Source organism: Streptomyces caeruleatus, from assembly GCF_001514235.1.
GTDB lineage: Bacteria > Actinomycetota > Actinomycetes > Streptomycetales > Streptomycetaceae > Streptomyces > Streptomyces caeruleatus.
Genome location: NZ_KQ948929.1, coordinates 428,060 through 442,753, shown reverse-complemented (window position 1 = coordinate 442,753; position 14,694 = coordinate 428,060). Strand labels below are relative to the sequence as shown.

Sequence of the window (14,694 nt, the reverse complement as noted above, 5' to 3'; positions counted from 1 at the left end):
CGAGGCCGCGTCACCGGTCACGGCAGGTCGGGGCGGGCGCGCAGGACGTCGAGGGCCGTGAGCGCCACGTGGAGTTCGGTGCGCTGCGCGCCGGACTCCAGGTCGCGGTCGAGGAGTCGCTCGATGGTGCGCAGGCGTTGGTACACGGTTTCCCGGGAGAGGCTGCCCCGGCGGGCCGTGGTGGTCTTGTTTCCGGCGGCGTCGAGGTAGTGGCGCAGCGTGGTCAGCAGGTCGGTGCCGTGGCGGGTGTCGTGTTCGACCAGGCGGCCGAGCTGTCGTTCCGCGTAGTCCTGGATCCGGGAGTCCGCGCGCAGGGCGTGCAGCAGGCGGCGCAGGCCGATGTCGGACAGTTCGTGGAAGGAACGGTCCGGGGGGAGCGGTTCGCCGGGCGGGGTGGCCTCGGCGACGCGGGCCGCCGCACGGAAGGAGCGGGTGGCGTCGGAGAGGTCCGCGACTTCAGAGCCGACGCTCACCACGGCGTGCGGGGCGAGGGCCAGTGCGGCGCGACTCAGGCGTTCGGCGGCCGGGCGCCAAGGCTGGCGGGTGCGCAGGGCCAGCAGGACGCCGACGCGACCGGGCGCCAGGTCGCCGACGAGAGCGGCGACACCGGCCGTGCCGAGCTCGTGGGACAGCCGTGCCTCCGGCTCGGCGCCCTCGGCCTCCTCGTGCAGGTCCACCAGCACCGCGACGAAGCCGGCGTCCCGCGTGGGCAGGCCCAGCGCGGCACAGCGTGCCCGGGAGTCGGCGGGGGAGTGGTGGCGCTGCTCGACCAGGTCGCGCAGGGCGTTGCGGTGCGCGGCGCGCTCCCAGGGGGCGGCGTGGATGAGGCGGGCGACGGTCAGGGCCATCGCCGTGCGCTCCAGGACGGTGATGTGCTCCGGCCCGAACGCCGGTTCCTGCCCAGCCGGTTCCTGCCTGGCCGGGTCTTCACCAGTCGGTGCCTGTCTGGCCGGTTCTCGCGTTCGGGGCGGCAGCATCACCACGCGCCCCCAGCGTTCGCCCTGGTACTCGACGGGCGCGGCCAGCCAGCCCTCCGGGCCGGACACACCCGCCCGGTCACGCGCCGGGGTCGCCCGGGAGCGTGCCTCCCAGTCGGTGAGCGCCTCCTCCACGGTGCCGCCGGACGGCTCACAGACCAGCGCCTGGTGCACCAGGTTCTCCAGCACGACCGTGCGGCCGCTCATCACCGCCGCCGCCCGCATGACGTCCTCCGGCCCGGCGCCGCGCAGCGTCAGCGCGGTGAACGCCTCGTGGATCCGCTGGGCGCGGCGTATCGTCTCGGCCTGGTTGCCGAGGATCAGCGCGTGAACGACCTGGGTGACCTCCAGGAAGTTGACGTCCCTGGCGAGCGTGACCAGGGGGAGGCCACGGGCCCGGCAGGCCTGGACGAGGGCGGCGGGCGGCCGGTGGTAGCGCCGTACGAGTTCGATGACCAGGGCCGCCGCTTCGACGCCCGCGAGCTCGTCGACGTACCTGCGCACTCCCGCCGCGTCCTCGGGCAACGGCATGCCGGTGGTCAGGACGAGTTCGCCGCCCTTGAGGAAGGAGGCCGGGTCCGTCAACTCGGTGATGTGGACCCAGCGCACCGGCCGGTCGAGATGGCCGGCGCCGGTGACGACCCGTGGCTGTCCCGCGGCCAGGACGGGCAGGGCCAGGACGTCGGCGACGGTGAGGGCACGGCCGGATGCGGTGCCGTCCCCGTCCTTGGGGTGCTGCTCGGTCACGGTGTCTCCCTGGATGCCCGCTCGTCACTGTGACAAGCCCCGCTGACCTGCGCAAGGGGCGGTCCCGTGAGGCGGAGGGGGCGACGAAGGCCGGGTACGGGCACTCACGCCTGACAGAACGTCCGAACCCCGCCTCGGCACCGGACACATCAGGCGTTGTCGCCCTCCGCAGCCGCCGCGATGCTCGGCAGTGCCGGAGCCGAGCACGCACCACACCCAGAACGCGCGGAGTACTCAGGCCGCCCAGGTCCCTCACGTCACCGCCGGGAGACGAACATGACCGCACTGTCGCCGCACCTTCGCCAGGCAACGCCCGTGGTGGCAACGCGTGGTGAGGGCGTCCACCTCTACGGCGAGGACGGCCGCCGCTACCTGGACTTCACCGCCGGCATCGGCGTCACCAGCACCGGCCACTGCCACCCCCGGGTGGTGGCGGCCGCCCAGGAGCAGGTCGGCACGCTGATCCACGGCCAGTACACGACCGTCATGCACCAGCCGCTGCGGCGCCTCGTCGACAAGCTGGGCGAGGTGCTGCCCACCGGTCTGGACAGCCTGTTCTTCACGAACTCCGGCAGCGAGGCGGTCGAGGCCGCGCTGCGGCTTGCCCGGCAGGCCACCGGCCGACCGAACGTCGTCGTCTGCCACGGCGGCTTCCACGGCCGTACGGTCGCCGCCGCCTCGATGACCACGTCCGGCACCCGGTTCCGCTCGGGCTTCTCACCCCTGATGAGCGGAGTCGTCGTCACCCCCTTCCCCACGGCCTACCGCTACGGCTGGGACGAGGAGACCGCCACCCGGTTCGCGTTGCGGGAGCTCGACTACACGCTCCAGACGGTCTCCTCGCCCGCCGACACCGCCGCGATCATCGTCGAACCGGTGCTGGGCGAGGGCGGCTACGTCCCCGCGAACCGCGCCTTCATGGAGGGCCTGCGGGAACGGGCGGACCGGCACGGCTTCCTGCTGATCCTGGACGAGGTGCAGACCGGAGTGGGCCGCACCGGACGCTTCTGGGGCCACGACCACTTCGGTGTCACCCCGGACGTCCTCGTCACCGCCAAGGGCCTGGCGAGCGGCTTCCCGCTGTCCGGCATCGCGGCCTGCGAGGAGCTGATGACCAAGGCCTGGCCCGGGTCGCAGGGCGGCACGTACGGCGCCAACGCCGTGGCCTGCGCGGCGGCCTGCGCGACCCTCGACGTCGTCCGCGACGAGAAGCTCGTCGAGAACGCCGAGGCGATGGGCGAGCGGCTGCGCCGGGGCCTGGAGGCGGTGGCCGACCGCACGCCCGGCATCGGCGACGTGCGGGGCCTCGGACTGATGCTGGCCAGCGAGTTCGTCACCGAGGACGGCGGCCCCGACCCGGAGACCGCGGCCCGTGTCCAGCGCGCGGCCGTCGACCAGGGCCTGCTTCTGCTGCTGTGCGGTGCGTGGAACCAGGTCGTACGGATGATCCCGGCACTCGTCATCGACGAGACGGCCGTGGACGAGGGCCTTGAGGCCTGGGCGACCGCCGTGGAAGTCGGAGCGTGACCGCTCGACCCCGCCGCCGACCCACCAGGAGAGACGTCATGACCGACACCCCCACGCAGTTGTTCATCGCCGGCGCCTGGGCGGACGCCTCGGACGGCGCCACCATGCCCGTGGACGACCCGGCGACCGGCGAGATCCTCTGCCATGTCGCCGACGCCGGCCCCAAGGACGCCCGCCTCGCGGAGGAGGCCGCCGTCGGCGCCCAGCAGGCGTGGGCCCGTACGGCACCCCGGGTGCGCAGCGAGATCCTGCGCCGGGCCCACGAGATCATCCTCGAACGCACCGACGAACTCGCCCACCTGATGACGTCAGAGATGGGCAAGCCACTCGCCGAGGCCAGGGGCGAGGTGGCGTACGCGGCCGAGTTCTTCCGCTGGTTCTCCGAGGAGGCCGTCCGGGTCGACGGCGGCTACGGCACCCTGCCCGACGGCCGCCACCGCATGCTCCTCTCCCGCCGCCCGGTCGGTCCCTGCCTGCTCATCACGCCCTGGAACTTCCCGCTGGCCATGGGCACCCGCAAGATCGGCCCGGCGGTCGCCGCCGGCTGCACGATGATCCTCAAGCCGGCCCCGCAGACCCCGCTCTCCAGCCTGGCCCTCGCCGCGATCCTCAAGGAGGCCGGACTGCCGGACGGTGTCCTGAACGTCGTCACCACCTCCCGCGCCGGCGAGGTGTGCGCACCTCTCCTGCGGGGCGGGCAGATCCGCAAACTGTCCTTCACCGGCTCCACCCAGGTCGGACGGCTGCTCCTGGCCCAGTGCGCGGACACCGTCGTACGGACCTCCCTTGAGCTGGGCGGCAACGCGCCGTTCATCGTCTTCGAGGACGCCGACCTGGACGTGGCCGTGGATGGCGCGATGCTCGCCAAGATGCGCAACATGGGCGAGGCGTGCACGGCCGCGAACCGCTTCTTCGTGCACCGCTCCGTGGCGGGCGAGTTCGGGCGGCGCCTCGCCGAGCGCATGGGACGGCTCGTCGTGGGCCCCGGCACCCGCGACGGGGTGGACGTCGGCCCCCTCATCGACACGGCCGGCCGGGCCAAGGTGGAGGAACTGGTCGCCGACGCGGTGGAGCGCGGCGCCGAGGTCCTCGTCGGCGGCCGTACCCCGGAAGGCCCCGGCTGCTTCTACCCGCCGACCGTCCTCACGGGCGTGGCCCCCGAGAGCCGGCTGATGGACACGGAGATCTTCGGCCCGGTCGCCGCGATCCTCACCTTCGACGACGAGGACGAGGTCGTACGCCGCGCCAACGACACCCCCTGGGGGCTCGTCGGCTACGTCTTCACCGAGGGCCTCGACCGCGCCCTGCGCGTCGGCGAACGCCTGGAGGTGGGCATGGTCGGCCTCAACACGGGACTGGTCTCCAACCCGGCGGCCCCGTTCGGCGGGGTCAAACAGTCGGGTCTGGGCAGGGAAGGCGGCCGGGTCGGCATCGAGGAGTTCCTGGAGTACCAGTACTTGGCGATCCCCGTGAGGTGACCGACGCCCTCCCTCTCTCACCGCACGGGCCGGCGGACCTCGCCCGTGCCCAGCGTGATCACTGCCCGGGGAGTCATGGGCTCCTCGCCGCGGCGGGAGAGCAGCACCACCTCCTCGACGGCCGCCGACAGGGTGCCGAGCCGGACGGCACACGCGGCTGCCAGGCCTTTCGGGTCGTGGGTGCGGCCGAGGGACAGATGCGGGGTGAAGCGGCCGCCGCGTCCGAGGCAGAGGGGGAACCGCAGCTGTAGCTCCCGCTGGAGCCGGGCCCACGGTGCCTGACCTGCCGCGGCCGGATCGAGCCAGACCGTCGCGTAGTGGCGGTGGCGGAAATACCGCACACCCGCCAGGCGCGCGGTGAACGGTGTGCCGGCCGCCGCCCCGGCGGAGAGCAGGGGCACAGCCCGCCTGAACTCCTCCTCCGGTACGAACCCGAACAGCAAGTTCACATGCGGCGGCCACCGCCGCACCTGCGGATCATGCTCCCAGCGGATGTCCTGGATGACCGGCCAGAGCTCACGCGGCGGAAGCCACGCCACCGCTGTCCGGGCCGTCGACGCCACCTGGAGCGCATCGCACGGCTCGGCCGAGCCGAATCCCGCATTCCCCTCCATATGCCCATGATTCCAAATCGAGGCAAGATCATCCGATCGGGGACAGGCCGAACGATTCGCCAGGTGAACGCCGTGATGTTCGATCAACGACGCCGACCGGCATGGCGATCCTTGTGCAGGTATCCGACTGACCGGCAGGCAGCAGGCTCTTCGGGGTCCACCGCCTGCCCTGCACAAGGAGTTCCCCTTGAGTCTTCGTCGTATGGTGACCGGTGCTCTCGGTTCCGCCGCCCTCGTCCTGACGTCCCTCGGCGCGGTGACCGCCCAGGCGGGCCCCGCGGCGGCCGACCCCTGCGGCTTCTACGAGACCAGCTCCGACGCCTACTACAACCACTGCACGTCCGACGGCTCCCGCGTGGTCATCCAGGTGCGGGTCGCCCAGGCGCCCGACTACGAGCGGTGTGTCGGGCCAGGCAAGACCTGGCTGGGCTCCGCGGACCGGATCCAGGGCGCCCACTACGTGAATCGCACCTGCTGATCAGTCCAGGAAGTCGGCGACGAGGAGAGCGAACTCGTCGGGCGTGGCGAGGCGGATACCGAGGTCCTCGGCCTTGGTGCGCTTGGATCCGGCCCCCTCTCCGGCGACCACCAGGCTGGTCTTCCTGGAGACACTGGAGGAGGAGCGGCCGCCGGCCCGCTCGACGAGTTCGTTCACCTGGTTGCGGCTGAGCCTCTCCAGCGGACCGGTCATGGCACCGGTGACCACGACGGTCATCCCGGCGAGCGGCCCGGCGGCCGGGGTGCCACTCGCGACGTCGTCGGCGCCGGTGTCCGTGTCGGCGCCGGTGACGGCTTCCACGGGCGGGAACGTGGCGCCGGGTTCGGTCATGTTCACCCCGGCCGCGGCGAGTTTGTCGATCAGCCCGGCGAGTTCGGCCAGTTCGGCGACGATGGAGGGCGCCTTCTCGGCGCCGATGCCCTCGACCTGCTGCAACTGGTCGGTGTCGGCGGCACGGATGTTGTCCATGGTGGCGAAGTACCGGGCTATGCGGCGGGACATGGACCGTCCCGTGCCGCGCACCCCCAGGGCGCACAGCACGCGCGACAGCGGCCGGGTCCTCGCTGTGGCCAGGGCGGCCAGCAGGTTGTCGGTGCTGGTCTCGCCCATCCGGTCCAGCCCGAGCAACTGGTCGCGGGTCAGGGTGAACAGGTCGGCGAGGTCGGTGACGAGGCCGGCCTCGACGAGCTGCACGACCCGCGTGGCGCCCAGGCCCTCGATGTCGAGCTGGTCGCGGCCCGCGGCGTACGACAGGGAGGCGACCAGGTGGCAGTTGCGGCCCTGCTCGCACCGCCAGCGCTCCTGGCTGGTGTCGATGCCCGAGCCGCAGCGCGGGCACACCCGCGGGAAGACGATCGGCTTCTCGTCGCCGGTGCGCAGATGGGCGACCGGGGCCTCGACGCGCGGGATGACGTCTCCGGCGCGGTGCACCATCACCTGGTCGCCCGTCCGCAGGTCACGGCGGGTGATGTCGGCCGGGTTGTGGAGTGTGGCGTAGGTGATGGTGGAGCCGTCGATCTCGACCGGCTCCAGCACGGCGCGCGGGGCGATGATGCCGGTGCGGCCCACGTTCCACTCGACGTCCAGCAGGCGGGTGATCTTCTCCACGGCGGGGAGTTTGTAGGCGATGGCCCAGCGCGGGGCCCGCGATCCTGATCCGGCGGCCTTCTGGTCGGCGGCGTGGTCGGCCTTGATGACGATGCCGTCGATCCCGAACGGCAGCCCGGCGCGCGACGCGGCGATCTCCTGCACCCGGGTCAGCACGTCGGCCGTGGTGGCCGCGGTGACGCCGGGCACCGGGGTGGTGGCGGTGGTGTTCACGCCCAGCTCGGCCGCCAAGGCCATCAGCTCACTGTGCGCGAGCGCGTCCAGCCGTGCGGCCAGAGGCCCGTCGGTCTCGGGCAGCGGCAGCAGGCCGTAGCCGAAGAACGTCATCGGGACCGTGTAGGCGCGGTCCTTCGCCCGCAGGGTGCCCGCGGCCGCGTTGCGGGGGTTGGCGAAGGGCTGGCCGCCGTGCGCGGTGCGCACCTCGTTGGCGTGCTCGAACTGCGCGCTCGTCATGAGGACTTCGCCGCGCACCTCCACGTCGACCGGCTCGGCCAGCGTGTCGGGCAGGCCCTCGATGGTGCCCATGGTGTGCGAGACGTCCTCCCCGGCCGTCCCGTCACCCCGTGTGATCAGCCGCGTCAGCCGCCCCCGCGTGTAGCGGGCCGCAATCGCCAGACCGTCGAGTTTCGGCTCGACGCTGTACCGCTGTGCCTCGTGTCCGATGCGGCGGGCCAGCGAGGCCGTCCAGGCCGTGAACTGCTCGGGCGAGAAGACGTTGTCCAGGCTCAGCATCGCCGCCGTGTGCGGCACGTCGCCCTCGACCGCGCCACCGGCGACCTTCCCCGTCGGGGAGTCGGGCAGCACCTCATCGGGATGATCGGCCTCCCAGGCGGAGATCTCTCTCACCAACCGGTCGTAGGTGTCGTCGTCCAGTGGTGAGGTGCCGTCCGTGTAGTAGGCGGCGGCCGCCTTCACGACGTCCTCGACCGCCTGCGCGTACCCGGCGGCGTCCACGATCTGCGCAACTGGTGTTGTCATGCAGACCATCCTGCCTGCCCCCACTGACAACGCCCCTGACCTGCGACGTCACTTCCCGCATTCAGGTCGCCGACCCCGGCGGGGACAGCAGCGCGCTCAGCGCGGCCGCACCGTCGAGCAGGGCTTTGGAACGGGCCGTGATGTCGAGGTCCCTGGCGGCCAGCGCGGAGTCGAGGTCCTCCGTGCGGCGGGCGCGGCGCAACTCCGGCATGAGGGCCCGCAGGGGTGCGATGCGGTAACCGGCCTTGCGCAGTTGGTGCACGATCCGCGCATCCCGCACCTGCGCCGGTGTGTACCGACGGGTCCCGCGCTCGGGGTCGCGGTCCGGGACGACGACACCCTCCGCGTCCCAGTGCCGCAATGCCGAGGGGCGGACACCGAGCGCCGCGGCGAGCTCGGAGACGCTCATCGAGTCCGACTCCCGTACGTCTTCGATCGGTTCGCCGGAGACGGCCCGGGCAGCCTCCTTGGCCCGTCTCAGATCCGCGCGCTCCGCGTCGAGCCGCGCGTGCGCCGCGTCGAGCAGGGCGAGGACCTCCGGCAGCGGGGACCGGTGGACGGCCCGCAGGATCTTCTTGGCCTCGGTCGGCCCCGTGCCCGTCGCCAGCGCGCGGTAGGCCAGCGCGGACCGCAGATGCGTCTCCCCGTAGATCCGGTAGCCCTTGGCCGTGCGTGCCGCCGGCGGCAGCACGCCGTCGCGCTCGAGATTGCGCACCTGCTGCACGGAGCACCCGGCAGACCGCGCGACGTCGCCGGTGCGCAGATCACCTGATTTGAGACTTCGCAACCAGAAACCCCGCCCTCCGAGCTCAGACTCTCCACAAGCACCTCAATGCAACGCTAGAGCACATGACCATGGACGAGATCATCAGCTTCGTCGGCGCTCTCGACGGCGTTCTGACCCTCAGGCCCGCACCCGGCGACGGCTCGCCCGACATCAGCTGGGGCGACACGTTCTTCTACTACGCACCTGACGGCGTCGTCCCGACGACGACGCAGCCGTTCGCGACGATCGTGACCAAGAACTACCCCGGCGACGAGGCCTCACGTCTGGACCGGCCGGACACCTTCCGCCTGAACATCGCCGCGGGGAAGGCGGAGTTCATCCGGTGGACCGGCCACGCACCGCGCGAACGCGGCGCCACGGAGGCGGACCCCGGCGCCACCGACACCCTGATGGCGCACCCCGTCTACGGGACCCTCGGCTGGCTGGCCGTGGTCAACCCGGGCCCCGGCACGGAAGCGGCGGTCCGTGAACTGCTGCGCGCAGCCTGCCACCTGGCCCGCACACGCCATGAACGGCGCGCCTCCTAGGCCTCCAGCGAAGGCCGCCTGTCGCCTGCACGGGCTGGGCGGCCGGTGAACGGTACGGGTGCCGGGTGCCGGGCGCCGGGGCCGAGCAAGGCGACGCGGTTCGGCACCTCACAGCACGCGAAGGCCGCCGCCCCTCAGGCCGCTACCGCCTTCGCGCCGGTCGCGACCGGGTGCAGGGCCGCGAACTCCAGGGGTGCCGACGGGTCGATCGACACGTCCAGCGGGGCGGGTTCGGCGCCGGCCCGGACCAGGAAGTCGCCGACGGCGGCGATCATCGCGCCGTTGTCCGTGCACAGCCGCAGCGGCGGCACGCGCAGCTCGATCCCGGCCGCCCGGCACCGCTCCTCCGCCAGCGACCGCACGCGCGAGTTCGCGGCGACCCCGCCGACCACCACCAGCGTTCCCACGCCGTACTCGGCACAGGCCGCGACCGCCTTGCGGGTCAGCACGTCGGCGACCGCCTCCTGGAGCGAGGCCGCACCGTCGGCCACGGGCAGCTTCCCGTCCGTGTGGCCCTCGGCCCAACGGGCGGCGGCGGCCTTCAGTCCTGAGAAGGAGAAGGCGTACGGCTCGTCGCGGGAGCCGGTCAGCGGGCGAGGGAAGGGGACAGCGCGCGGATCTCCCTCGCGCGCTGCCCGGTCGACGGCCGGACCGCCGGGATACGGCAGTCCGAAGACCCGCGCCACCTTGTCGAAGCACTCCCCGGCCGCGTCGTCGAGGGTGTCGCCGAGGTGGAGGATCGGGTCGCGGGCCAGGTCGCGGACCAACAGCAAGGACGTGTGGCCGCCGGAGACGATCAGCACCACGCAGGGGTCGGGCAGCGGCCCGTGGGTGAGCGTGTCGGCGGCGACATGGCCGGCCAGGTGGTGGACGCCGTACAGCGGCACGTCCAGGGCGTAGGCGATGCCCTTCGCCCCGGCCAGGCCCACCTGGAGCGCACCCGACAGGCCCGGGCCGGTGGTGACGGCGACGGCGCCGATGTCGGACAGCGTCAGACCCGCCTCGTCCAACGCCTGCCGGACCACCGGGCGCAGCGCGTGCAGATGCGCCCGGGAGGCGATCTCGGGCACCACTCCGCCGAAGCGGGCGTGTTCCGCCATGCTCGACGCCACCGCGTGGCCCAGCAGCCGCCCGCCCTGGACCAGTCCGGCGCCGGTCTCGTCACAGGACGACTCGATGCCGAGCACGATCGGAGAACCCATCGCCACCCTTCCTGCGCTGAAAAAGTTATTGCAAGTAGTGTGCAATAAGATCGCCGTGAATGTGTACCCGACGAAGGACACGCAGGCCACCGCCCCGTAGAGTGCGTCTCCGTTGCCCATTCGAGTCCCGAGGTACCGCGCAGTGACCCCCGCACGCCCCGCACCTCCACCCGCCGCCGTGACCGTCGTCGGGATCGGAGCCGACGGTTGGGAAGGCGTCCCGGACGGCTCCCGCGCCGCGTTGCTGGACGCCGAGGTCGTCATCGGCGCCCCGCGCCAACTGGACCTGCTGCCGCCCGGGTGTGCCGGGGAACGCGTCGCCTGGCCCTCGCCGCTGCGGCCCGCGGTCCCCGGCCTCCTCGCCGCCCACGCCGGCCGCCGCATCGCCGTACTGGCCAGCGGCGACCCCATGTTCTACGGCATCGGGCGCGCCCTCACCGAGATCCTCGGCGCCGCTGCCGTGCGCGTCCTGCCGCACCCCTCCTCCGTCTCGCACGCCTGCGCCCGCCTCGGCTGGCCGCTGGAGGACGTCGAGGTCGTCACGCTGGTCGGCCGCCCCGCCGCCCGTCTCGCCGCCGCCCTGCACGAGGGCCGACGGCTGCTCGTGCTCAGCGCCGACGCCACCACCCCCGCCGAGATCGCCGCGCTGCTGCGGGACCGCGGCTACGGGCCCAGCCGGATGCGGGTCTTGGAACAACTCGGCGCCGAGAAGGAACGTACGACCGCGTCGACCACCGCCGACGACTGGCACGACGAGCCCGGCGACCCGCTGAACCTCGTCGCCGTCGAGTGCCACCGCGCCCCGGACGCCCCTCGCCTCGGTGCCGTGCCCGGACTGCCCGATGCCGCCTACGAGCACGACGGCCAGCTCACCAAGCGGCACATCCGCGCCGTCACGCTGGGCGTGCTCGCGCCCGCGCCCGGTGAGCTGCTGTGGGACGTCGGCGGTGGGTCCGGGTCGATCGCGATCGAGTGGATGCGCACCCACCCCTCGTGCCGGGCCGTCACCGTCGAACGCGACCCCGTGCGAGCCGAGCGCATCACCCGCAACGCCGACCGGCTCGGCGTGCCCGGCCTGCGGGTCGTCTCTGGTGCCGCGCCCGCCGTTCTGGCCGAACTGCCCACGCCGGACGCGGTGTTCATCGGCGGCGGCCTCACCGCGCCCGGACTCCTCGACGCCTGCTGGGAGGCGCTGCCCGCGGGCGGACGCCTCGTCGCCAACACCGTGACGCTGGAGTCGGAGGCGCTGCTCGCCGACGCCCGCCGGCGCCACGGTGGCGAGCTGGTGCGGCTCGCCGTGGCACACGCCGTTCCCGTGGGCGGCTTCACCGGCTGGCGTCAGGCGATGCCGGTGACCCAGTGGGCCGTGGAGAAGGCGCAGCACACCCTCAACCCCCTTCCAGGAGCAGACAGATGACCGTGTACTTCATCGGTGCCGGCCCCGGTGCCGCAGACCTGATCACGCTGCGTGGCGCCCGTACGCTCGCCGCCTGCCGGGTCTGCTTGTACGCGGGCAGCCTGGTGCCGCGCGAGCTGCTCGCCGAATGCCCGCCGGACGCGCGGCTGGTGGACACCGCCGACCTCGACCTCGACGAGATCACCGCCGAGTTGGTGCGGGCCCATGAAGCGGGGCACGACGTGGCGCGGCTGCACTCGGGCGACCCGTCCGTGTTCAGCGCGGTCGCCGAGCAGATGCGGCGGCTGGACGCGGCCGGTGTGCCGTACGAGGTCGTCCCCGGCGTGCCCGCCTTCGCCGCGGCGGCGGCGGCCCTGAAGCGGGAACTGACCGTGCCGACGGTCGGCCAGACCGTCATCCTCACCCGTATCGCGCACCGCGCCACCGCGATGCCCGAGGGGGAGGACCTCGCCACCCTCGGCCGCAGCGGCGCGCTCATCGTCCTGCACCTCGCCGCCCGGTACGTCGACCGCGTGGTGGAGGAGCTCCTCCCGCACTACGGCGCGGACTGCCCCGCCGCCGTCGTCGCCTACGCCTCCCGCCCTGACGAGGTGATCCTCCGGGGCACCCTCGACGAGATCGCCGGGCAGGTGAAGGAGGCGGGTGTGCTGCGCACGGCTGTGATCATGGTCGGCCGGACGCTCGGCGCGAAGCAGTTCCGGGACAGCCACCTGTACTCGCCGGAGCGGGAGCGGCACTAGGCGCTGCCGCTTGCGGTGCCGTGAAGTGCCGTCTTTTGTCTGCGGGTGCGTGGGGGCTGGTCGCGCAGTTCCCCGCGCCCCTTCGCTGGTCGCGCGGTTCCCCGCGTTCCTTGGGGCGTTGTCGGTGTCGTGTTCAGGGGCGGGTGGTCGCGGGGCCGGCCAGCGGGCTGCGGCCGACGATCGTGCCAGCGCGGTCGATGCAGATGACGTCGACCGCGACGGGTGCGCCCCGCAGTACGGCGAGGGCCTCGTCGCGGGCGGTGATCGCGACCAGGTCGCCGAGGGGGACGTCGGCCGCCGAGCACAGCTGGAGGGCGGCGAGGCCGGTGTTGGCGTTCGCCACCTCGGCGGCGAGGGTCTCGTCGGCGCCGCCGCGGCGGGCCAGGTCGGCCAGGAAGCCCTTGTCTACCTGGGAGCGGGCGGAGTGCAGGTCCAGATGGCCGGCGGCCAGCTTGGAGAGTTTGGCGAAACCCCCGCAGATCGTGAGGCGGTCGACGGGGTGGCGGCGGACGTACTTCAGGACCGCGCCCGCGAAGTCGCCCATGTCGAGCAGGGCGTCCTCGGGCAGGTCGTACGCGGCGACGACCGTCTTCTCCGAGGTGGACCCGGTGCAGCCGGCCACGTGGGTGCGCCCGGCCGCCCGTGCCACGTCGACGCCGCGCCGGATGGAGTCGATCCACGCCGAGCAGGAGTACGGCACCACGATGCCCGTCGTGCCGAGGATGGAGAGGCCGCCGAGGATGCCCAGACGGGGGTTCCAGGTGGAGCGGGCGATCTCCTCGCCGTGGTCCACGGAGACGGTGACCTCCACGTCGCCGCTGCCGCCGTACCGCCGCGCGACCAGGGCGACGTGGTCGCGCATCATCTGCCGGGGCACCGGGTTGACGGCCGGTTCGCCCACGGGCAGCGGCAGTCCGGGTCGGGTGACCGTCCCCACACCGGGGCCGGCCTTGAACACGACCCCGGCCCCGGCCGGCAGCAGGCGCACCGTCGCCCGGACCAGTGCGCCGTGGGTGACGTCCGGGTCGTCTCCCGCGTCCTTCACGATGCCCGCCATGGCGTACGTGTCCGTCAGCTCCTCGGCCGCCAGGGCGAAGGACGGCGTCTGCCCCTTGGGCAGCGTGATCGGCACCGGGTCGGGAAAGTCCCCGGTCAGCAGCGCGGTGTACGCGGCCGTCGTCGCCGCTGTCGCGCAGGCGCCGGTCGTCCAGCCGTGCCGCAGACCGGTGTGCTTGAGTTGGGCGCCGCGGCCGCCCTTGGCCTCGCTCGTCATGCCTCACTCTTCGGAAGGGAACCGGACTTCGTGCACGTACTGATTCTGGGCGGGACCACCGAGGCCCGTCGCCTCGCCGAACTGCTGGCGGCCGACGCCGTACCCGGCCTGCGGGTGACGAACTCGCTGGCCGGACGCGTCACCGCGCCCCGGCTGCCGCCCGGCGAGGTGCGGGTGGGCGGCTTCGGCGGCGCCGACGGGCTGGCCTCGTGGCTGCGTGAGCACGAGGTGGACGCGCTCATCGACGCCACGCACCCTTTCGCCGGGACGATCAGTTTCAACGCGGCGCGGGCCGCCGCCACCGCCCATGTTCCCCTGCTCGCGCTGCGGCGCCCCGGCTGGGTCCCGGTGGCGGGGGACGACTGGCACGAGGTCGACTCGCTGGAGGAGGCGGCGCGGTCGCTGCCCGGGCTCGGCCGACGCGTGTTCCTGACCACCGGGCGCATGGGGCTGGCCGCCTTCGCGGACCTCGCCGACCTGTGGTTCCTCGTACGGTCCGTGGACGCGCCCGAGCCCCCGCACCCGCCGCGCATGGAGGTGCTGCTCGACCGCGGCCCGTTCACCCTCGACGGGGAGCGCGAACTGCTGCGGCGGCACCGCGTCGACGTGGTCGTCACCAAGGACAGCGGGGGAGCGGCCACCGCTCCCAAGCTGCGAGCGGCACGCGAGGCCGGGGTGCCCGTCGTCGTGGTGCGCAGGCCGCCGGTCCCAGGCGGTGTGCGGGTCGTGGCCGAGCCGCAGCAGGCGCTGCACTGGCTGGTCACCGGCACACCGTCTTTCCCGGGCGCTGGCTGAAACCTGACCTCAGCTTTGCCGCGTGT

13 protein-coding genes are annotated in these 14,694 nt (G+C 73.1%); 7 read left to right on the top strand and 6 right to left on the bottom strand.

Annotation, left to right across the window (positions count from 1 at the left end; all coding sequences use genetic code 11):
• Positions 1-17: 17 nt before the first annotated feature.
• Positions 18-1,724 carry a PucR family transcriptional regulator gene (locus tag AQJ67_RS20150; RefSeq protein ID WP_107122936.1) on the bottom strand — a complete coding sequence of 569 codons (1,707 nt, stop codon included), beginning with the start codon at positions 1,722-1,724 and terminating at the stop codon, positions 18-20.
• Between the two features lie 276 nt (positions 1,725-2,000).
• On the opposite strand from AQJ67_RS20150, the gene AQJ67_RS20145 reads away from it, so the two are divergent.
• On the top strand, positions 2,001-3,251 hold the full coding sequence (locus AQJ67_RS20145; protein ID WP_062720370.1) for an aspartate aminotransferase family protein: 1,251 nt from the start codon (positions 2,001-2,003) through the stop codon (positions 3,249-3,251).
• 38 nt (positions 3,252-3,289) lie between these two features.
• Entirely contained in the window at positions 3,290-4,729 is a 1,440-nt protein-coding gene (locus tag AQJ67_RS20140; protein ID WP_062720369.1) for an NAD-dependent succinate-semialdehyde dehydrogenase, read from the top strand.
• 17 nt (positions 4,730-4,746) lie between these two features.
• On the opposite strand, the gene AQJ67_RS20135 is transcribed toward AQJ67_RS20140, so the two are convergent.
• Positions 4,747-5,343 (bottom strand): 2'-5' RNA ligase family protein, encoded by a 597-nt coding sequence (locus AQJ67_RS20135; protein ID WP_062720368.1) that lies wholly within the window; start codon positions 5,341-5,343, stop codon positions 4,747-4,749.
• A gap of 205 nt (positions 5,344-5,548) precedes the next feature.
• On the opposite strand from AQJ67_RS20135, the gene AQJ67_RS20130 reads away from it, so the two are divergent.
• Positions 5,549-5,821 (top strand): DUF6355 family natural product biosynthesis protein, encoded by a 273-nt coding sequence (locus AQJ67_RS20130; protein WP_208615016.1) that lies wholly within the window; start codon positions 5,549-5,551, stop codon positions 5,819-5,821.
• Here the strand turns inward: AQJ67_RS20130 and ligA are convergent, their stop codons facing one another.
• A complete protein-coding gene (ligA, locus tag AQJ67_RS20125) occupies positions 5,822-7,927 on the bottom strand; it encodes an NAD-dependent DNA ligase LigA (protein ID WP_062720366.1) in 2,106 nt (701 codons plus the stop codon).
• 61 nt (positions 7,928-7,988) lie between these two features.
• On the bottom strand, positions 7,989-8,714 hold the full coding sequence (locus AQJ67_RS20120) for a MerR family transcriptional regulator (RefSeq protein ID WP_079056056.1): 726 nt from the start codon (positions 8,712-8,714) through the stop codon (positions 7,989-7,991).
• Between the two features lie 62 nt (positions 8,715-8,776).
• Between AQJ67_RS20120 and AQJ67_RS20115 the strand changes: the two genes are divergently transcribed.
• Positions 8,777-9,241 (top strand): DUF6194 family protein, encoded by a 465-nt coding sequence (locus AQJ67_RS20115; RefSeq protein WP_062720365.1) that lies wholly within the window; start codon positions 8,777-8,779, stop codon positions 9,239-9,241.
• Between the two features lie 134 nt (positions 9,242-9,375).
• Here the strand turns inward: AQJ67_RS20115 and tsaD are convergent, their stop codons facing one another.
• On the bottom strand, positions 9,376-10,443 hold the full coding sequence (gene tsaD, locus AQJ67_RS20110; RefSeq protein ID WP_062720364.1) for a tRNA (adenosine(37)-N6)-threonylcarbamoyltransferase complex transferase subunit TsaD: 1,068 nt from the start codon (positions 10,441-10,443) through the stop codon (positions 9,376-9,378).
• 142 nt (positions 10,444-10,585) lie between these two features.
• On the opposite strand from tsaD, the gene AQJ67_RS20105 reads away from it, so the two are divergent.
• Together AQJ67_RS20105 and cobM are read left to right on the top strand one after the other, a co-directional pair.
• On the top strand, positions 10,586-11,860 hold the full coding sequence (locus AQJ67_RS20105) for a bifunctional cobalt-precorrin-7 (C(5))-methyltransferase/cobalt-precorrin-6B (C(15))-methyltransferase (protein ID WP_062720363.1): 1,275 nt from the start codon (positions 10,586-10,588) through the stop codon (positions 11,858-11,860).
• Entirely contained in the window at positions 11,857-12,600 is a 744-nt protein-coding gene (cobM, locus tag AQJ67_RS20100) for a precorrin-4 C(11)-methyltransferase (protein ID WP_062720362.1), read from the top strand. Before AQJ67_RS20105 ends, cobM begins: the two co-directional genes overlap by 4 nt.
• A 133-nt stretch (positions 12,601-12,733) precedes the next feature.
• Here cobM and AQJ67_RS20095 read toward each other — a convergent pair whose 3' ends face one another.
• Positions 12,734-13,873 (bottom strand): cobalt-precorrin-5B (C(1))-methyltransferase, encoded by a 1,140-nt coding sequence (locus AQJ67_RS20095; RefSeq protein WP_062720361.1) that lies wholly within the window; start codon positions 13,871-13,873, stop codon positions 12,734-12,736.
• A 30-nt stretch (positions 13,874-13,903) separates the two neighbouring features.
• Between AQJ67_RS20095 and AQJ67_RS20090 the strand changes: the two genes are divergently transcribed.
• Positions 13,904-14,668: a cobalt-precorrin-6A reductase gene (locus AQJ67_RS20090; RefSeq protein ID WP_062720572.1), complete on the top strand. Its 765-nt coding sequence runs from the start codon at positions 13,904-13,906 to the stop codon at positions 14,666-14,668.
• The last annotated feature ends 26 nt before the right edge of the window (positions 14,669-14,694 follow it).

Coding starts and splice junctions, on each gene's coding strand:
- AQJ67_RS20095 (WP_062720361.1), bottom strand. CDS start 13,873: ATGACGAGCGAGGCCAAGGGCGGCCGCGGCGCCCAACTCAAGCACACC.
- tsaD (WP_062720364.1), bottom strand. CDS start 10,443: ATGGGTTCTCCGATCGTGCTCGGCATCGAGTCGTCCTGTGACGAGACC.
- AQJ67_RS20135 (WP_062720368.1), bottom strand. CDS start 5,343: ATGGAGGGGAATGCGGGATTCGGCTCGGCCGAGCCGTGCGATGCGCTC.
- cobM (WP_062720362.1), top strand. CDS start 11,857: ATGACCGTGTACTTCATCGGTGCCGGCCCCGGTGCCGCAGACCTGATC.
- AQJ67_RS20145 (WP_062720370.1), top strand. CDS start 2,001: ATGACCGCACTGTCGCCGCACCTTCGCCAGGCAACGCCCGTGGTGGCA.
- ligA (WP_062720366.1), bottom strand. CDS start 7,927: ATGACAACACCAGTTGCGCAGATCGTGGACGCCGCCGGGTACGCGCAG.
- AQJ67_RS20115 (WP_062720365.1), top strand. CDS start 8,777: ATGACCATGGACGAGATCATCAGCTTCGTCGGCGCTCTCGACGGCGTT.
- AQJ67_RS20140 (WP_062720369.1), top strand. CDS start 3,290: ATGACCGACACCCCCACGCAGTTGTTCATCGCCGGCGCCTGGGCGGAC.